The sequence below is a fragment of the Marinobacter sp. genome, from assembly GCF_048266785.1.
GTDB lineage: Bacteria > Pseudomonadota > Gammaproteobacteria > Pseudomonadales > Oleiphilaceae > Marinobacter.
In genome coordinates, this window is the sequence record NZ_JBLWYX010000006.1 from 40,590 (window position 1) to 60,681 (window position 20,092).

General features: G+C 55.4%; 14 protein-coding genes. 1 reads left to right on the forward strand and 13 read right to left on the reverse strand.

All coding sequences use genetic code 11. From position 1 onward, the window contains the following. Positions 1-9: 9 nt before the first annotated feature. From ACN0V1_RS10545 to ACN0V1_RS10605, 13 genes are all read right to left on the reverse strand, one after another. Positions 10-840: an ABC transporter permease gene (locus ACN0V1_RS10545; RefSeq protein WP_417544957.1), complete on the reverse strand. Its 831-nt coding sequence runs from the start codon at positions 838-840 to the stop codon at positions 10-12. Next, positions 837-1,769 (reverse strand): ATP-binding cassette domain-containing protein, encoded by a 933-nt coding sequence (locus tag ACN0V1_RS10550; RefSeq protein WP_417544958.1) that lies wholly within the window; start codon positions 1,767-1,769, stop codon positions 837-839. The genes ACN0V1_RS10545 and ACN0V1_RS10550 overlap by 4 nt, the downstream gene beginning before the upstream one ends. Beyond that, the gene (locus ACN0V1_RS10555; protein ID WP_417544959.1) at positions 1,769-3,034 is read right to left on the reverse strand and encodes a nitrous oxide reductase family maturation protein NosD; all 1,266 of its coding nucleotides are present in this window, start codon (positions 3,032-3,034) and stop codon (positions 1,769-1,771) included. The genes ACN0V1_RS10550 and ACN0V1_RS10555 overlap by 1 nt, the downstream gene beginning before the upstream one ends. 217 nt (positions 3,035-3,251) lie before the next feature. Further along, positions 3,252-5,147, reverse strand: a complete 1,896-nt coding sequence (gene nosZ / locus ACN0V1_RS10560) for a TAT-dependent nitrous-oxide reductase (protein WP_417544960.1) — start codon at positions 5,145-5,147, stop codon at positions 3,252-3,254. A gap of 61 nt (positions 5,148-5,208) precedes the next feature. After that, positions 5,209-7,359, reverse strand: coding sequence for a transcriptional regulator NosR (nosR, locus tag ACN0V1_RS10565; RefSeq protein WP_417544961.1), 2,151 nt, complete (start codon positions 7,357-7,359; stop codon positions 5,209-5,211). A gap of 125 nt (positions 7,360-7,484) precedes the next feature. Then, positions 7,485-7,886, reverse strand: coding sequence for a ribonucleotide reductase subunit alpha (locus ACN0V1_RS10570; protein WP_417544962.1), 402 nt, complete (start codon positions 7,884-7,886; stop codon positions 7,485-7,487). Between the two features lie 44 nt (positions 7,887-7,930). After that, positions 7,931-8,707, reverse strand: coding sequence for a Crp/Fnr family transcriptional regulator (locus ACN0V1_RS10575; RefSeq protein ID WP_417544963.1), 777 nt, complete (start codon positions 8,705-8,707; stop codon positions 7,931-7,933). Positions 8,708-8,863: 156 nt separating this feature from the next. Next, a complete protein-coding gene (locus ACN0V1_RS10580) occupies positions 8,864-9,670 on the reverse strand; it encodes a peptidylprolyl isomerase (protein WP_417544964.1) in 807 nt (268 codons plus the stop codon). Between the two features lie 181 nt (positions 9,671-9,851). Further along, complete coding sequence (narI, locus tag ACN0V1_RS10585) at positions 9,852-10,529, reverse strand: respiratory nitrate reductase subunit gamma (protein WP_291946612.1); 678 nt, start codon at positions 10,527-10,529, stop codon at positions 9,852-9,854. Positions 10,530-10,552: 23 nt separating this feature from the next. Next, a complete protein-coding gene (gene narJ / locus ACN0V1_RS10590; RefSeq protein WP_417544965.1) occupies positions 10,553-11,305 on the reverse strand; it encodes a nitrate reductase molybdenum cofactor assembly chaperone in 753 nt (250 codons plus the stop codon). 10 nt (positions 11,306-11,315) lie between these two features. Continuing rightward, positions 11,316-12,887 (reverse strand): nitrate reductase subunit beta, encoded by a 1,572-nt coding sequence (narH, locus tag ACN0V1_RS10595; protein ID WP_417544966.1) that lies wholly within the window; start codon positions 12,885-12,887, stop codon positions 11,316-11,318. Further along, entirely contained in the window at positions 12,884-16,627 is a 3,744-nt protein-coding gene (locus ACN0V1_RS10600; protein WP_417544967.1) for a nitrate reductase subunit alpha, read from the reverse strand. The genes narH and ACN0V1_RS10600 overlap by 4 nt, the downstream gene beginning before the upstream one ends. 131 nt (positions 16,628-16,758) lie before the next feature. Next, positions 16,759-18,069, reverse strand: coding sequence for an MFS transporter (locus tag ACN0V1_RS10605; protein WP_417544968.1), 1,311 nt, complete (start codon positions 18,067-18,069; stop codon positions 16,759-16,761). A 154-nt stretch (positions 18,070-18,223) separates the two neighbouring features. Here ACN0V1_RS10605 and ACN0V1_RS10610 point away from each other — a divergent pair, with 154 nt between their 5' ends. Next, on the forward strand, positions 18,224-20,083 hold the full coding sequence (locus ACN0V1_RS10610) for a histidine kinase (RefSeq protein ID WP_417544969.1): 1,860 nt from the start codon (positions 18,224-18,226) through the stop codon (positions 20,081-20,083). Positions 20,084-20,092: the final 9 nt, after the last annotated feature.

The following is a 20,092-nucleotide window of genomic DNA, read 5'->3' on the forward strand; positions in this document are numbered from 1 at the left end:
TAGCCGGAATCAAATACGACGGCGACGGAACAGTGCCCAAGCGCCAGTCAAGGGGATGACAAACCAAAGCACCAGTGCCAGCCATAGCCCTGCCGGGCCAATGGGTAAGTCCGCGCCAAGGCTGAGAACACCGCTTAGCTGGGCACCATCGCTGAAGGCGACGATATTGAGCAAACGGTAGATATCCGTAGGGTTGAGCAAGAGAAGCCAGGGCAGCAAATCGGGATTGAATTCGCCCTGGCTGGCAACCAGTGTGCCCAACAGCAGCAAGTCGAAAATCAGCACGAAAAAGAACCAGATGGCGAGGGCCAGGCCGGCAGCAACCGGCTTCTCCCCCACCCGCACACTGACCACATACGCCAGTGCAATAAAGCTCCAGCCCAACAGGGTAGTAGAAACAATAAAGCGCAGCATGGCAACGGCGAGCGCGCCAACGCCAACATCTTCTACCAGCAGGGCAATGGCCACACCGGCAACCCCAAAGCCCATCAGAGTGGCCAGCGCCAGTGTCAACCCGTGGCCGAGAAACTTGCCGGACAGCAACTGCCCGCGGCTCAGCGGATAAGTCATCAACAGCAACAGAGTGCCGCCCTCCTCCTCGCCTACAATGGCATCGTAAGCCAGCAGCAGTGCTATGAGCGGGATCAGAAATATGCCCAGACTGGCGAGGCTGGCAATCGTCGCTGGCGTGGAGGCATAGCCCACCTGCCCGGACGCAGCCGCGCCGAACCAGGCGATGCCCACTGCCAGCGTGGCGAAGACCAGAGCGATGGCAATAAGCCAGCGGTTACGCAGGCTGTCGCTGAGTTCTTTGCGGGCGATGGTCCAGATACTGTTCATTGCGCACCTCCGCGATGAGCAAGGCCACCGGAGCCGATAAAATGCACGTACACATCTTCCAGTGTTGGCTGATAGATGCCCAGATCACGCACCTCGCCCGATGTCATCAGGGTTTTAACCAGCGCCATTTTTTCCGTTGACCGGACATCCACATGAAGCCGCCCGTTGTCACGCCGCATCATCAGGCCAGCAGAGGCCTGGGCGTTGTTAACGACAGTTTCCAGCGCGGCCACGCTGTTCTCCGGCTCAAGAGACAGGGTTATTGGCATGTTCGCCTGCCGGCGCAGCGAGGCGAGATCTCCAGCGGCTTTCAGGCTGCCATCGGTAAGAATAGCCGCTCTGTCTATGTACGGCTCCACACCTGGAAGCACATGGGAGCACAGAACAATGCCGGTGCCCTGATCGCGCAGTGTGCGCAACAACCGGTAAAGATCAGCCGTGGCGACCGGGTCCAGACCAACCGTAGGCTCGTCCAGCATCAAAAGGCGCGGTTTGCCGAGCAAAGCCTGGGCAAGCCCCAGACGCTGGCGCATACCTTTGGAGTAGGTTTTAACCCGGGTGTCCATGGCATCATCCAACCCCACCTGGCTCAGAAGCTCAGGAACCTGGCGCAGATTCGCGCCCTTCAGCCGAGCAAAATGCGCAAGGATTTCACGCCCGGTGAGCTGCGGGTAGAACATCACGTTTTCAGGCAGGTAACCGATGCACTGGCTGATTTTGGGGTCGCCCGCTTCACCATCCAGCACCGAAATTTTGCCCTGGGACGGCTCCATCAGCCCCAGAATCAGCTTGATACTGGTGGTTTTGCCGGCGCCGTTGTGGCCAAACAACCCGAGAATTTCCCCGGGTTCAAGTCGCAGGTCAATGCCATTCAATACCAGCGCCTTATCGTACCGGTAGCTCACATTCTCAAGACGAAAGCAGCTCATCAGGACTCCGGTTGTAACATTTTGGGAGGACTCATCAACGGGTGCGAATCACTGACACCCGCGGCCTTGACCACTGGAAAAGCCTCCTGAACCCAGCGCAGCGTATCCACCGCCGGGCTGAACATCAGGATCTTGGCTTCCGGATAGGTCCATAACAGGCGATCCACATTATCGTTAGGCTCATAAGGCACATCACCAATGCCATCCTGGTTGCGATCCCAACCCAGGTAATCGCTCCAGAAATTACCCTCGCCGTTCTTCGACCACTCCTGGGTGCGCAGCGCCACATACTTCACCTGACGCTGATTGTTGATAAACGCATTACGGAAAACCTCATTGTCTTCCGAGCCTGCGGTCAGATGAATACCCACGCCGCTATCCCGAAAAACATTGTTTTCAAAAGTATTGTACAAAGAGTTGTAAATAAACACGGCTTTGCCTTCCGCGCCCGAAACCGACACCCCGGCAGTCTGCCCTTGCGACACCCCCGAAACCACATTCCCCCGCAGCACCGACTGGGTAATGAAATTCATCAGAATGCCGTAATTCTCATCATTCTCAGACCGGTTGTTGATCACCGTAAGCCGCTTGCTCTGCATCAACGCATAGCCCGTGCGCGTGCCCCGGGTCACATTGCCTTCCAGAAGGTTATCCATGGAATACATATAGTGAATGCCATAGCGCAGATCCGTCATCGTGTTATTACGAATCCTGTTCCCGTTAGCCGTCTCAATATAAATCGCATCCCGCGTCTCACGGATGTCATTTCCCTCGATCAACGCCCCGGTCGTGTTGAACAGGTGAATACCATTACCACGATCATTCGGGCGAACGGTCGCATCGCCGCGAATGGTATTGTTCACAACCGTCACATCCGGTGTCGCATCCAGCCAGACACCGAACGCTGTACCTTGCAAATCGTTGTTCTCAACCGTCGCATTAACCGACTCTCGGCTAATGAAAATTCCCGCATTCATCTCATTCAGGTCCGTACCCCAGTTCCGGATACGACACCCGGTGAGCGTTACACCCTCTGCCAGAATCTCCACCGCATTTCCCGTGCCTCCACCATCAATGAGCGTTTCCGGACCGCATGCAACAGTTACCCCCGGCACCCGAATGGCCAACGGCGAAAGGTTTTCAGAGGGAAGCTCAAAAGTAGCGCCCGGCTCCAGATCGTCCAGTTGCTGCTGAATATCAGCCTGCGCGGTTAGCGATAGCAAAGCGACTGTCAGGGCCGCTCCTAAACGCAAAATGTGGTGCATTAACAGTTACTCAAGTGAGTTCAAGGCTTGCTATAAATTCTGGCAAAGCAAGGGAAGAGGGCCTTTCAAAACTGTGCGAAGCCATGGATGGCGGAGCCAAGCGTACACGGACGTATTCACAGCGTGTTTTGAAAGGCCCTCTTCCCTTGATTTGCTTCTCCAAAGTATGACTAAAAAAACCGGAGCCCAACAAAGGGCTCCGGCTATACCTACTAAATCAGGCCTTCTCGACCAGCATCCGACCCGTCATCTCCATGTGCAGAGCGTGACAGAACCAGTTGCAGTAATACCAGTTAACGCCCGGCTTATCCGCAATAAACGTTACCGAAGACGTCTGCTGGGGGCTGATCTCCATGCTCACACCATGGTTTACCATAGAGAAACCGTGAGTCACATCCTCAATGGTATCCTGGTTGGTGACATATACAGTCACCTCATCGCCCTGTTTCACCGTGAACTCCGTCAAGCCGTACATGGGCGCAACCGACGTCATGTAAACGCGCACCTTGTTGCCGTCACGAATTACCTTGTTGTCGGATTCCAGAGTAATGCCGTCCTTCTCAGCCTGAGCACGGGCACTGGCGAAGTATGGATCGTCGCGAGTGTAGACCTTCTTGGTCTTGATCTGATCACGGCGCACCATAATGCAGTCGTGCGGCTCGGCAAATGCAGGGCCATCGTGAACCAGCTTCATCTCTTCGCCGGAAATATCGATCAGTTGATCGTTCTCCGGATGCAGCGGGCCAACCGGCAGGAAGCGGTCTTTCGAAAACTTCGACAGCACAACCAGCCACTTGCCATCGGCATCGCGGGATTCCGTCAGTGACGCATGGTTATGCCCCGGCTGGTAATGCACATCCAGCTTCTGGCGCAGGTAATTAACCTTTTCACCGTTGTAGTGCTTGATGGCATCCGCAATGTTCCACTTGGCTACCTGGCTGTCGATAAACAACGTGGTGTAGGCATTGCCACGGCCATCGTAGGTGGTGTGCAGAGGCCCAAGGCCCAACTCGGGCTCAGCAACAATCACATCACGCAGCTCGATTTTGTCATCAAACACATCGTCCAGTTTATCAATGGCAATCACTGAGCAAGTGGGTGACAGCTTACCAGCGGCAATGAAGTACTTACCATCCGGTGAGGTGTTCACACCGTGCGGGTTCTTCGGCACCGGAATGTAACGGGTCAGCCTGGATTTGCCACGGCCGTCAACCACGGGAACTTTGGAGTCGCCCAAGGTTTTGAAGTCACCGTTCTTCACGGCTTCTTCAATGCGCTCAACGTTGAACACCACCACCCAGTCGCGGTCGTTGCGCATGGTGCCCGCCAGATCCGCAGCTTTCTCAGAGTTGTAGCAGGTAGAGGCAGCGTACTTACCGGTGTAGTCGGCATCGGTGTTATCTAGGTTACCGTCTACGATCACCTGCCAGGCGACTTCCATGGTTTCCGCATCCAGTGCGTTGAACATGGTGTAGCTGTTCTCCATGGAGAAGTCGCTACCGTCGTTCGGATGGGGAATCACATATTCGGCATTGCAGAAAACGTACTTGGTGTGAGGCACTTTCTGCAAGCGCAAGCCGTGAATGGCCTGCACGTTCGGAATATGAGTGATTTTATCGCACTTCATGATATCCAGACGGATACGCGCCACACGAGTGTTGGCTTTGTCGTTAATGAACAGGTACTTGCCGTCATAACGACCATCGGTCATGGAAATATGTGGGTGGTGACAGTCGCCGTTCAGGAATTTGTTGTCATGACCGAGAACGTCTTTACTCTCGTTGGTAATACCCCAGCCTGTGGCTGAATCAACATTGAAGACCGGGATCCGCATCAGCTCACGCATGGATGGGATGCCAAGAACGCGCACCTCGCCCTGGTGACCACCACTCCAGAAACCGTAGTATTCGTCCAGCTCACCAGGCCCCACATGAATCTTGTTCTGGGCGTCCTTTGCCGCTGCGGCAAAAGACTCACGGGTCATTACGGCACTGCCGAGGCCCGCAGCGCCCACGGCGCCAGCCAGAGCCGTGGCGCCCAGGAACCGGCGACGGCTCAAGCCGCTTTCACCGGTTTCCGGCATGTCCTTTTCGAACTCATTTGTCTTTTTCATACTGTCCAACTCCGTTATTGGTAATGGCGGTTCTATTTCTTATTTTTTTGGTTTTGCACTGCTAGGTCACCTGAACCACCGGAATCTCCTCCGGGTGGCCCGGTGCGTTGTGACCACGACGCTTACCCCGGCGCTTGACGATCAGCGGCGGGCATTTATGGTCATCGAAATAGGTCATCTGACAATCCAGGCAATAATGGCATTCCTGATAGTTGATGGTGCCGTCAGGATGGATGGCCTGCACTTCGCACTCTTTGTCGCAAAGGCGGCAAGGGTTACCACATTCCTTGCGGCGCTTCAGCCAGTCAAAGACACGGAGCTTGGTGGGCAATGCCAGTGCGGCCCCGAGTGGGCACATATAGCGACAGAACACTTTGCGGGTAAAAATATTCACAACAAGCAGCGCAACTGCGTAAGTTACGAACGGCCAACTGCGATCAAAATGCAGGGTAATGGCTGTTTTGAAAGGTTCGATTTCTGCCATTTTTTCCGCCGTTGCCAAGGAGTCCAGCGACACCCCGAACAATACCAGCAGAATAATGTACTTCACTGCCCACAAACGCTCGTGAATAGGCCAGGGCACTGTGTATTGTGGCACCTTGAACTTGCGCGCAATCTCGTTGATCAGTTCCTGCAGGGCACCGAACGGGCACAGCCAACCGCAGTAAACGGCACGACCCCACAGCAGAACGATGCCCGCTACGGCGGCCCAGAGCACAAAGATGATCGGATCAATCAGGAAGGTTTCCCAGGTAAAGCCGCTCACCAGGCTGTGTACAAAAGCAAGAACGTTAACGATGGACAGCTGACCCAACGCGTACCAGCCGATAAAGAAGAGCGTGTAGGTAAGAAACCCGTGACGAATCCAGCGAGTGATCTTCGGTTTGCTCACCAGCCAATCCTGGAAAAACAGAATCAGCAACAGCGCAAAGATACCGATCCCCAGTACGATCACCTGGAACTGGCGCTGATACCACACCTGGACCCACAGCGGCTGCTCTTCAAGCCATTCTTCTTCAGTAAGTACCGGCTCTGCGCGGGTGTAATATTGCTCCGGCAGTTGGTACTCCAACGGGAATACCTGAAACTCGCTGTCCAGAGGGCCTGTCTGGCGCTTTACGGTAAGCTCCAGAGTCCAGGGCGTGCCCGGGTCAAAGTTATGCTGTTGCCGAACGATAAAAATCGCCATTTCCGTGAAATCAGGCATGCCCTCGGCGTAAACATCGCTAAGGCGGTAAAAGTCGAGATCGCGGAAATTGAAGGTGTCGCCGTACTGACGAATTTGGAGGCGGTCGAATATACCGCCTCGCACGTAGCCCGAGCCCTTAAAGGAATACTCACCGCTGCCCAGAACCGCTATGGCCTGCTCCCCTTCCTTGAGTTCAGAGGTGAGCCATTCGTACTGACGTTCACCGAGCAGATTCTGGCCAATAGTGGGTGTATTCAGGTATGTCGTGTACAGATCAATCAGCGGCTCACCACGCGCATCAGGCGCGGCCGTTTCTATGCCTTCCGCCTCTGTGCCCTTGAAGGAATCATCAACCTGGCCTTTGGTGAGCAGCAAGCGGCGAATGGAACCATCACCGGTGAGTTCTTCCCAGGTGCGGGGCTGAAAACCGTCCTGGACCACTTCGGCCGTTGGCGGGCGCTTGGTGCCACTGCCTTCAACCAGCCCGAGCTCAACACCCACGCGATGGGCCGTGCGCATGATGACCTCATTAACAACCATCACCGTTACGGTTGCCCCCGAGAGTCCATCAACGGCAACCTTGCGCTCGGTGGAGGTGCCGCCTACCGTTACGCGCTGATCGGCCTTTAGACCGGCATACTGGTCCGTAAATGCGTGAAGTTTACTCTCGGGGATACCCACCAGAAGTATGGGCTCATCGTGGTGAATCACTTTGGCAAAACGGATAGCGCCTTCGGTATCCAGCACCACCATGGCATTCAGTGGCTTGCCGGAATAGGCTGGTGTCTGCACGAAGTCAAGGGACTGGTAGGCATAACCTGCCAGCTCGTCACCGGCATACAGCTCCTGTATGGCGCGGTTGCCTTCCCGGGGTTCGAGCCGGGTAACTTCCGGGAAAGCTTTCTGGATAACCTGGCGCCCGGCAACCGGTTCATACGCATTGATCGGCTCGGCCTGAACCTGTGGCACAAGCGTCAGCAGAAACGCGAAGAAACAAAACACTGTGCGGAAAAAAACGTTCAAAACAAACCCTCGACAGAGACAGCGAATCACCTGAGCCTGAGTTAAATAGCCTAGGCAATTGAGAAATAAAACAAATACCTCTATATGGATATATCTTCCCGTGAAAACCGATGAGAGGGCCTGGATCAGCCGAGGCTGACGACATTTCCGCTCTTATCCAGAGGCAGGTAGTTGCTGACATATCCCAGACGAACCGACTCCACCATCATGGTCATTGGCTGCTGCGCTTCATCTGAAGACGGCGGGGTGCCAGCTCTGCCGGACATGGCAGCGACAAACACAACATCCCATGACTGACCGGTGTTACGGGATTCTTCAACCAGTAATGAAAACTCCGAGGCTTCGTCCGGGGTCTTGTCGACACAGATAACCGGGGTAAGCGCACCGCCTTCGCCCTGTTCAAATGCGGCTCTTTCCTCTGCAGAGGCGTCATCCGGAAGCTCGGCCCGACAGAACACAAACAGCAAACGTTGAGGCTCCTGTTCGGTTTGGGTCGCTTTGATAAGATCACTGTAACTGCCAATCATGAATACAATATCCTTTCTGAAAACGGCTTTCTGTTGAAGAATGACTACTGGCTGATTTCGATCAATCGCTTGGGGTCGGAGATGAACAACTTGCTGCGGTTGACGCGCACCAGCCCATTGGATTTAAGATCTGCAAGAATTCGGGAAAAGGTTTCCGGCTGCATCGCAAGCCGGGACGCGACCAGACATTTCGGCAAAGGCAGCTCTACTTCTCCGCCCTCTGCGGCGCCGTTCGGCAGCAGGTCAATCAGGTAACGAATCAACCGGTCGCGGGCATTCTGAACCGTCATGATTTCAAGGTCATGGAACCTGGAAACAGCGCGCTGGGCATAATGCCGGAGTGCTGCATGAGCGTATTCCGGGTTTTTGTCCAGCATATCCTGATACGCTTTTACCGGAATCATCAGAACTTCACTGGATTTGAGGGCTTCGGCATAGCAGGCATAACGAGGCGGATCTGCATAGATCATGACCTCCGCAAAACAGTCACCCGGAGCGATACTGTCGAGCGTACGATCAATACCAGACGAATCCAGTCGGTATAGCCGCAAGCGACCAGACATGACAAAAAAGAAGTGATGGGCCGGCATATCCTGCCGGTAGAGCAGTTGATGATGACCAAGACGAAGACGGCGGGACTGCAGAATAACGTTCTGGAGGTCTGAATCACTGAGCGTGTTAAACAGAGCATGATTGCGCAGCGGCTCCAGCCCGCTTTCATCGCCCGTCAGCTTGTTGGTAGCCACCAGAACAGGTTTAGTGTAGCGGGTTTCCGTAGATTGCATCGCCACCATCGTTTTATCCTCTTTCATATCATGCATTCAGAATAATGTTTTATGATAATAAGAGGATACTCCCGGAAAATCGCTCCCTCCATGGGGGTAGAACAGCGCTTAACTCCAACAAATTGACCTAAATCAATAGTTTTCATTGCTATCAATATCCCGACTGACACGCACAAATCAGCGCAAAACCATTCACTGCATTAACGGCGAGTCCGGTATCTCAAGATCCACACCTTTGACGCCGGTCTCAGCTGCCAGTACCTGCAGGTACTGGCGGAATGCGCGGCGTGTAACGCTTTCACTCAGATATTGACGTATTTGAGGTTTCACGTGCTCATACGGCAACTGTTCGCCGTCAATACGCTGATCTACGCGCACAATGTGCCAGCCATACCTGCTTTCGATCAATTCCGGGTTAAGACCCTCTTTAAGCGTCAGAACCGGCCGCTCAAACTCTTCAACGGTCTGTCCCTTGCTGATCTGGCCGAGACTGCCGCCTTGATGGCGGGACTCACAGACAGAATATTGCTGGGCCAGCGGCGCAAATTGAGCGCGACCTTCCAGCAGGGAAGACAATAATTGCCTTCCGACTTCTTCCTGGCGCATGCGTTCCTGCACGTCGTCTGGTGCCGCAGCCAGCAAGATATGGCTCACAGCCATCAGCGTCTGGCTCCGGAAACGACCGGGGTTGGATGCGTGGAAGCGCTCGCAATCTTCATCGCTCGGTTGCGGTACATCCAGCTCCTGCTCGAGCACGCGCGCGATGGAGGCCTCTTCATCCAGATCTTCAGGCAACTTCAGGGCTTGTGCCTGTTGCAGCAGAAGTTCACGGATAACCAGGCTCTTGGCGGCTTGATGCCATGCTTCGGCAACCTCTTCAGCGGGATGGTGCTGCATTTCCCGTGCTATATCCTCCTCGGATATCAGGGTTTCACCCACATACACTGGCGGAAACTGGTTTCTGGGCTTTTCGGCGTCGCCGGTGGGGATCAGTTGCATGGTAGGTCTCCGTAAATGTGTTCAGTGCTGCCCCCTCTCCCCCAACCCCTCTCCCGCAAGGGGAGAGGGGAGCCACACAACCCATGCCGGCAAAAATATACCCAAGCCAGAGAGCCGTGCAGTAAAAGCCCCTCTCCCCCGGAGGGAGAGGGGTTGGGGAGAGGGGGTGCGTTTTTATTTGCTACGCCCGCTTGCGCACCACCTGGTACTTCCGTCCGAAATACTCCAGCGGCACACTCAGCATGTGCACCAATCGAGTGAACGGGAAGAGCACAAAGATCGTCAGGCCCAGGAACATATGGAGCTTGTAGATCCAGTGTACGCCTACCATATACTCGGCTGCTCCGCCCTGGAAGGTGAAGATGCTTTGCGCCCAGCTGGCAAGCTGCATCATGGTGCCACCGTCAAGGTGACCCAGTGTCGGCAGAATGGTCAGCAGCCCCAGTACCACCTGAACCACCAGAACAACGATGATCATGTTATCGGCAAAGGTGCTGCTGGCTTTGATCCGCGGATCGGTCAGGCGGCGAACCGCCAACATGGTGCCACCAATCAGGGTCATTACGCCGGCAATGCCGCCGACCACGATTGCCATCACCTGTTTGGTGCCTGCGCTCATGAAGGGTTCGTACATAAAATGCGGTGTCAGCAGACCAACCAGGTGGCCAAAGAAAATCACCAGTATGCCCACATGAAACAGCACGCTGGCCATTACCATGTTTTTCTTGCGCAGCATCTGGCTCGAGTGCGCCTTCCAGGTGAACTGCCCGTGGTCGTATCGCGCCCAGGTGCCAACAACCAGCACCACCAGGGCGATGTACGGATAAATCCCGAAAATCAGTGTATTCAGATAAGACATCATCTTGGTCTCCTCCTGCGCCGTCAGGCGTCTCTCGCGGCGGCACGCGCCTGAGCGGGCGTTACATCCGTCATCAGATGATCACTGAGGTGAATAGTCTGGGTCTGCTCCATCTCGCGGCGGCGCTGGCCAACAACGCCACCGGTGTTGCAGGAGCTGCCCTGATCATCCACAAACTTCACCATCTCCTCTTCCCAGACCTTGTCCAGCGCCTCTGGCGTATCATCGCGCTCTTCCGAGGCTACGATCTGGGCCAGTTCCTGGCGACCCGTTTTCCTGCCAGACAGCTCCAGCAGGGAGTCCATCGCTACATGGTAAAAGCTCTCGCGCTGGTACAACCGCTCACCCAACAAGCCAAGAATGTGGTGAATGTCTTCCAGCCAGTTCCTGATTTCTTCCCAGGGCCGCGTAGACAAATACTCCAGAAACAGCGGGAGGTAATCCGGTAGCTCTTTGGCGTCGATTTCCAAACCGTTGGCGCGATACTGCTCCATCAGATCAACCATCGCCTGGCCACGATCACGGGATTCACCGTGCACGTGCTCGAATAACAGCAGAGATGTAGCGCGCCCCTTGTCGAAGGTACCTGTGTAGATCTCTTCAAGATCCAACAGCTCACCGTCGCACAGTCGCTCGATACACTGGAGCAGTTGCTCCTTGTTTTTCCGTGGCAGCCGGCTGTCCTCAAGGACAACCGCAACCATGGCGTCTTTGGAGGCCTGAAGCTCCGCGGACGGATATTCCAGGATCCGTGCCAGTACTTTTAAAAGTTTCATAGTGGCCTCTTTATTCCTGTAGCTGTTTCGGGTCGATCTGCTTTACCGTGGTCAGCTTCTGCACCATGGTGGAGGTGTTTTTACGACCACCAAACATGCTGAATTCGCTGTCACCACCGCTGCAACCGTCGCCGAAGCTGAAGCCGCAACCACCGCGTTCACCATGGGCATCCGGGAAGGCCTCCTTCGCCAGCTCACGATGGCTGGTAGGAATCACGAAGCGATCCTCGTAATTGGCTATGGCCAGATAGCGGTACATTTCATCGGCCTGAGCCTTGGTCAAACCGGCTTCTTCCAGTGCCCGCAGGTCTTCAACGCCGTCTACGGTTTCTGCACGCTTGTATAGACGCATGGCCATAATACGTTTGAGCGCACGCACGATCGGCTTCTCGTCCCCTGCAGTGAGCAGATTCGCCAGATATTTCACCGGAATGCGCAGGCTTTCGATCTTCGGCAGCACGCCGTCGAACTCAACCTTGCCGGATTCCGCCGCCGACTGAATCGGGCTCAAAGGCGGCACGTACCACACCATGGGCAGCGTACGGTATTCCGGGTGCAGAGGCAGCGCCAGCTTCCAGTCCACCGCCATCTTGTACACCGGGCTCCGCTGCGCAGCCTCGATAACGTTCATCGGCACGCCATCTTTCGTTGCCTGCTCAATGACCTTCGGGTCGTTCGGGTCGAGGAAGATCTCAAGCTGCTTCTCGTACAGCTCATGCTCACCCGGAGTGCTGGCGACTTCTTCGATGCGGTCGGCATCGTAAAGCAGCACGCCCAGGTAACGGATACGGCCTACGCAGGTCTCGGAGCACACTGTCGGCATACCGGCTTCAATGCGCGGATAGCAGAAGATGCACTTTTCAGATTTCCCGGTTTTCCAGTTGAAGTAGATCTTCTTGTACGGGCAGCCGGATACACACATCCGCCAGCCGCGACACTTGTCCTGGTCGATCAGCACGATGCCATCTTCTTCCCGCTTGTAGATAGCGCCGCTCGGGCAGCTCGCCACACAAGTGGGATTCAGACAGTGCTCGCACAGTCGCGGCAGATACATCATGAACGTGCTTTCGAACTGGCCGTAAATATCGGCCTGAATCTGATCGAAGTTTTTGTCCTTGCGACGCTTGGCAAACTCGGTACCCAGAATCTCTTCCCAGTTCGGGCCCCACTCGATTTTCTGCATACGCTTGCCGGAGATCAGCGAACGCGGCCGTGCAACCGGCTGGTGCTTGCTGTCGCCTGCGGTGTGCAGATGCTGGTAATCGAAATCGAACGGCTCGTAATAGTCGTCAATTTCCGGCAGATCCGGGTTGGCGAAGATGTTCGCCAACACGCGGAACCTGCCACCAATGCGGGGGCGGATTTTGCCGCTGGCATCGCGCATCCAGCCGCCTTTCCATTTATCCTGGTTTTCCCACTCTTTGGGGTAGCCAATACCGGGCTTGGTTTCGACGTTGTTGAACCAGGCGTATTCCATGCCTTCGCGACTGGTCCATACGTTTTTACAGGTCACTGAACAGGTATGGCAACCGATGCACTTGTCCAGGTTCAGCACCATGCCTACTTGGGAACGGATCTTCATTTTACAGCCTCCTGAACAGTGTCGTTGCCCTCGCCATCAAGCCAGTCAACGTTCTTCATTTTGCGCACCACCACAAACTCGTCGCGGTTGGAACCCACGGTTCCGTAATAGTTAAAGCCGTAGGAGAACTGCGCGTAGCCACCAATCATATGAGTGGGCTTCGGGCATACCCGGGTAACCGAGTTGTGAATGCCACCACGGCTACCGGTAATCTCCGAGCCGGGAATGTTCACAATCCGTTCCTGAGCGTGGTACATCATCATCATGCCCGGCATAACCCGCTGGCTGACCACGGCCCGCGCCGAAATGGCGCCGTTGGCGTTGAACACTTCTACCCAGTCGTTATCTTCCACTCCAACATCGCGGGCGTCGTCTTCACTCAGCCACACAATGGGGCCGCCGCGAGACAGGGTCAGCATCAGCAGATTGTCGCTGTAGGTGCTGTGGATACCCCACTTCTGGTGCGGCGTGAGGAAGTTCAGTGCCTTTTCAGGGTTGCCGTTTGGCTTGGCGTTCAGCAGCGGCGCTGCCGCTTTGGTGTTGATCGGCGGGCGATACACCAGCAGGCTTTCACCGAAAGCACGCATCCACTCGTGGTCCATATAGAATTGCTGGCGACCGGTCAGCGTGCGCCATGGAATCAGCTCGTGCACGTTGGTGTAGCCGGCGTTGTAAGACACGTGATCGTCTTCCAGGCCAGACCAGGTGGGGCTGGAGATGATCTTGCGCGGCTGCGCGACGATGTCGCGGAAGCGAATCGCTTCGTGCTCTTTACCCACCGCAAGATGGCTGTGATCCAGCCCGGTGAACTCCGACAGCGCAGCCCAGGCTTTCACCGCTACGTGGCCGTTAGTTTCCGGCGCCAGAGTCAGAATCACTTCTGCTGCATCAATCGCACTTTCAATTTTCGGCCGGCCTGCGTTGGCGCCGTCGATGTGCTTGTAGTTCAGGTCACCCAGGAACTTGACTTCATCTTCAGTATTCCAGTTGATGCCCTTGCCACCGTTACCCAGCTTGTCCATCAGCGGCCCAAGAGAGGTAAAGCGGGCGTAGGTATTCGGGTAATCGCGCTCCACTGTTATGAAGTTCGGCGCTGTTTTGCCCGGAACCAGCTCACACTCACCTTTTTTCCAGTCTTTCACGTCGAACGGCTGGCCAAGCTCGGCCGCCGCATCGTGCATCAGCGGCATGGTAACTACGTCTTTCTCGACACCCAGGTGGCCTTCGGCCGCCTTCGAGAAGGATTTGGCGATGCCTTTGTAGATTTCCCAGTCACTGCGGGATTCCCACGCCGGGTCGGTAGCGGCAGTCAGCGGGTGAATGAACGGGTGCATGTCTGACGTGTTCAGGTCGTTCTTCTCGTACCAGGTAGCGGTCGGCAGAACGATGTCTGAATACAGGCAGGTGGTAGACATACGGAAGTCCAGAGTCACCAGCAGGTCGAGCTTGCCTTCCGGCGCCTCGTCGTGCCACTTCACTTCCTTCGGCTTAACACCGTCGTTGTGACCCAGGTCCTTGCCCTGCAGACCGCTGGTGGTGCCCAACAGGTACTTGAGCATGTACTCATGCCCTTTACCGGAAGAGCCCAGCAGGTTGGAACGCCAGATGAACATATTGCGCGGGTGGTTCTCCGGGGCTTCCGGATCTTCTGCAGCAAATGCAAGCGAGCCGTCCTTCATGGACTGGGTTACGTAGGCAGGCACGTCCATTCCGGCTTTTTCAGCTTCCGCAGCAATACCCAACGGGTTGCGGTTAAGCTGTGGTGCGGATGGCAACCAGCCCATGCGCTCGGCGCGCACGTTGTAATCGATCAGGCTGCCACCAAACTTGGATTTGTCGGCCAGGGGCGACAGGATTTCGCTGACATCCAGCTTCTCGTAACGCCACTGCCCTGAGTGGGCGTAAAAGAACGACGTGCCGTTCATCTGACGCGGTGGACGCTGCCAATCCAGACCAAATGCCAGAGGCTGCCAGCCAGTTTGCGGACGCAGCTTTTCCTGGCCAACGTAGTGGGCCCAGCCACCACCGCTTTGGCCGATACATCCACACATAACCAACATGTTGATCAGTGCGCGGTAGTTCATGTCCATGTGGTACCAGTGGTTCATACCGGCACCAACGATGATCATCGAACGACCCTTGGTTTTGTGGGCGTTCTCACCAAACTCACGGGCTATGCGAATTACTTTTTCGGCGGGCACGCCGGTAATTTTCTCCTGCCAGGCCGGAGTATAAGGTTTGACCTGATCGTAGGAAGTTGCGCTGTCATCATCGCCCAGGCCGCGGCTGATGCCGTAGTTGGCCATCATCAGGTCATAAACGGTAACCACGAGGGCTTCGCCGCCGTCGGCTAGTTCTATTTTACGGCTTCCAAGCTTATGAGTCAGAGTGTCGCTGATTTCAACCGACTTGAAGTGCTCGTGTTTAATGCCACCAAAATAAGGGAAGGCAACATCGACCACTTCATCGTGTTTCTCAACCATCGACAGCTGCAGATTCACGTCTTCAGTTTTTGCAGTCTGCTTCAGGTTCCACTTGCCTTTTTCACCCCAGCGATAGCCGATAGAGCCGTTGGGCGCGGTCAGCTGATTGCTGGTTTCATCAATGGCAATGGTTTTCCATTCCGGGTTGTTCTCTTCACCCAGTCCGCCCACCAGATCGCTGGCGCGCAGGAAACGGCCGGGTACATAACGGCCATCTTCCATTTTGTCGAGCTTCACCAGATACGGCATGTCGGTATAGCGACGCACGTAGTCGGTGAAATATTCGCTGGGGTTGTCGATGTGGAATTCTTTGAGAATGACATGACCCATGGCCATGCCCAGAGCCGCATCCGTACCCTGCTTGGGGTTCAGCCATTCGTCTGACAGTTTGGAAACTTCGGCGTAATCCGGAGTAATGGCAACGGTCTTGGTGCCTTTATAGCGCACTTCGGTAAAGAAGTGCGCGTCCGGAGTACGGGTTTGTGGAACGTTGGAGCCCCAGGCAATGATATAGCCCGAGTTGTACCAATCTGCAGATTCAGGAACGTCGGTTTGCTCACCCCAGACTTGCGGTGACGCCGGCGGCAAATCGCAATACCAATCGTAAAAACTCAGGCAAACGCCGCCGATCAGTGAAAGATAGCGGCTGCCAGAGGCGTAAGAAATCATGGACATTGCAGGGATTGGCGAGAAACCAATGATGCGATCCGGGCCGTGCTTTTTGGCGGTATAAACGTTAGCCGCACCAATCAGCTCGTTGACTTCGTTCCAGTCTGAACGCACAAAACCGCCCATACCACGGCGGGGTTTGTACTCTGCAGTTTTCTTCGGGTCTTCCACAATGGAAGCCCAGGCATCTACCGGATCATTGAACTGGATGCGGGCGGCGCGCCAAAGCTGCATGAGATGCTTACGCATTAGCGGGTATTTCAGACGGTTGGCGCTGTACATGTACCAGGAATAGCTGGCGCCTCGAGGGCAGCCACGGGGTTCATGGTTAGGCAGATCCGGGCGAGTACGGGGGTAGTCGGTTTGCTGGGTTTCCCAGGTGACCAGGCCATTTTTGACGTAGATCTTCCAGCTGCAGGAGCCGGTGCAGTTCACGCCATGGGTGGAACGCACGATTTTATCGTGCTGCCAACGCTGGCGGTAGCTGTCTTCCCAGTCACGATTCACATCGTGGGTTTCGCCGTGGCCGTTCGCGAACGATTCGCGCTTTTTGCTGAAGTAGCTCAGCTTATCGATCAAATGACTCATGGTCTCTCTCTCCATCAACCCGTCTGCAGGATCGCTTTTCCCGAATTGAGACCATTGTGTGGGAGAACAACCCTGAAATCTGCGTGGTTACTACCACATAACCGGCTTCTACCACCGAGGGGGTACAGAGCCTATATCCCCGGCTGGAGAAGAGTCTGGCGCTCGTGGCGGCGACTGAAGCGGCCAAACATGAACTGGCAGATACAAAGCAGTAGAAACAGAATCATGAACACGGCACTGCGGACACCCAGCCAGTGGTTCACAGCGCCGAAGATAACCGGCAACAGGAAAGCCACAGAACAGGCGCTGACCAGCAGCAGCCCGGCAACAAACGCTGCATTCTGGCGGCTCTCAATAATCACCATTCTCTGCAGGCTACCCATGGCACACCCAAGCGCCATTCCGAGTACCACCACGAAGATACTTTCAACGTTCATAGGCAACGCGAATTCGACCTTGATGGTTGTTTCCACACCTCGAATAAACAACGTCATGGGCGGGTACGACAGCACCACCAGGGCCACCAGGCCGACAGAGAGCGACCGGCCGATGACTCTGGGGCTGCCATAACGATCAGATAAGCCCCCTCCCAGAATCTGCGCCAAAGCGCCCGGGATAATGAACCATTGCGCAAGCCTGGCGCCGGATTGCACCTGCAGTTCGAACTGCGAGGAAAGATAATCCGGAAGCCACAGCGCGAGGGCAAAAAAACTTCCTGCAATCACACCGAAGTAGGCACCCAGTTGCCATATGCCCTGACGCCTGAAACCCGCAAACATTACTTTGACAGAGGTTTCGGTTTCGGTTTCGGTTTCGGTTTCGGTTTCGGTTTCGGTTTCGGTTTCGGGATCCGCAATGGCATCTTCCGGATCCGTGAGTAGCAACAGAAGTGCAAGCACAAGCAGGAGCACAATCAGGTAGGCAAGCGGAACGCCGTGCCAGGAGAAGGCTTCATGAAACAGCGGAACAAGATAGTAGGTAAACCCGGCGCCGGTAACGCCTGCGCCAAACACACCAAGCACAAGGCCAAGCCGCTGGTGCTGGCAGTTACTGGTCACAAACTGCATTCCAGCGCTGTAAAACCCACCGGCTAACCCGAGGCCACCCGCCGCCAGAAGATAGCCGGAGAAAGTATCCGTCGTCAGCAAAATCACCATGCAGACGGCAAGCCCAGCAAGGCAAACAAGCATAATGCGCCGGGCGCCAAATTTCCGGGCGGCGAGCCCGGCTGGCACGGCCAACAGGGCGCTGACTGCCATGGGCATGGCAAGCAGCAAACCGAACTGCAGATTGCTGAGACTGAGCTCGGCGCGAAGGTGTATTCCGGCCACAGCAAAAAGCGTCCAACTGCCGGCTGCGATAATAAATCCTGTTACAGCAAGCGGCAGGACCACAGCAAGCGATGCCAGCCGCTCATCCTCCTGATCCGCTTCTGACTTCATCCGTTAATGCCTTTGTGGTCCGTTTTAACACCAATTTTCAGTGTCAGCTTTTGCCCTGCCGCAGGTCAAAGACTATGATGGGATACCAACCATTGGGGTAATTGACTATCCTCAAGGAGGTATTCGAACCCGGCGACTGCAAAGACGAGATGCAATGAAATCCAGAAGCCCCCTTGTTAACAGGATTGCTATCGTAGTTTGTGCGGTTGTGCTGACATCCCTTGTCAGCATGGCTACGACCCTTGCGGTTTCGAAAAGCATTGAAGGGAACGCCACCGCCATTAATCTGGCGGGCGCCCTGCGTATGGGCGCGTTCCGATTGCTGGCTCATGCTGCAGGCCCGAGGGACAACCATACCCCGGGGGGCAATATCAGGAGCCTGGCAGACGACTATGAAGCCAGCCTGAAGGACAGCTTGATTACCGGGGCAATCCCCGGTTCAACCGATCACCCGCTGACAAACCAGTACCGCGCCATCACAGCCTATTGGGAGCAGACCCTGCGCCCCGGCCTGGAGAATCATCCACAGGGTGCGCCCGTCAGCGCCAACATGCTTGCGGCCACAGAAAACTACGTAAACTCGGTAAACCAGCTCGTCAGCATGCTCGAACGACGAACTGAAGCACGAATCGGCCTGCTACACCTTATCCAGATCATCAGCCTGGTTTTCTCCATACTGATCATCATTGCCCTGTTCGTTGATCTGAGAAACCGGGTCCTCAAGCCGCTGCGTAAACTGGTCAGTATTGCCATAGCCGTTGGCGAACAGGATTTTTCACGTAAGGCGAACCTGCAGGGAAGTGACGAACTGGCACAGCTGGGCAGCGCGTTTGACCAGATGAGCAGCGAACTGGCACTCACGTACAACGAGCTTGAAGAGCGCGCTCGCAGCAAAACCGAGGAGCTGGAAGAGAGCCATGCGGCCCTTCAATTGCTCCACGCTTCCAGCCGCAACCTGTTTGCCAATCATGACTTGTGTGATGGTGCAGTCCCAATGTTGCAGGAGCTGGAACAGCTCCTGGGCATTGGACCAATTCGGCTTTACCTTCACGATAAAGAATCAGCAGAACCCGTGCAGGCGGTTACAACGGCCTCGACAGAGCGTCCCTTTTACTGCCGTGACCACCACTGCAACGCCTGCCTGGTAACACCTGAAATCTACGACGAGCTTCCCATAGAAGAGCACGACGGGCGAAGGCTACTGCTGCCCATTCGGACCCCGAGCGGGCTCCTTGGCACTCTGGAGGTGTGGTACCCTGCCGATAAAGGGCTTTCTAAAACGGCTCGCCGTCTGCTGGAGACACTGAGCGACCAATTGGCTACTGCTATTTTCCTCGAACGGCAGATTACCGAACAGCAGCAGCTTACGCTGGCCGAAGAGCGCACGGTGATCGCCCGGGAATTGCATGACTCCCTGGCCCAGTCACTTTCTTACCTGAAAATGCAGGTAGCCCGTATGCGCCGGCTGAACATTGAGGGTGATCAGAAAATCGCTCACGACGCGATACTGGAAGAGCTGAGCACCGGATTGAACAGCGCCTACCGTCAACTCCGGGAGTTGCTGGCGACTTTCAGACTGAAACTGGATACCCCAGACCTGGCTACGGCGCTGCGCAAAACCATTGAGGAATTTTCCGAACGGCTGGGTAAGTCCGTGGGGCTTAAGTACAACATGCCGCACCAGGCGCTATCGCCCAACGAGGAGATTCACACGCTTCAGATCATAAGGGAAGGCCTTGCCAACGCAGTCAAACATGCTGATGCCACCGAAATTTTCGTAGAGATAGTGTTTGACTCCCCCCAAGTAAAGGCAAAAATACGGGATAATGGCAAAGGCCTGCCCGAAGGTGGCCAACCGGTCAATCATTACGGGCTGATTATCATGCAAGATCGCGCACGCACATTGGGCGGCCAGCTTGCCGTGCAAAATCACGCGGAAGGCGGCGTTGAAGTTGTTCTGACGTTCGTCCCCAAGAGCCGGCACCTGATTCCAACCGAAACATCGAACACGTAGACAAAGGAA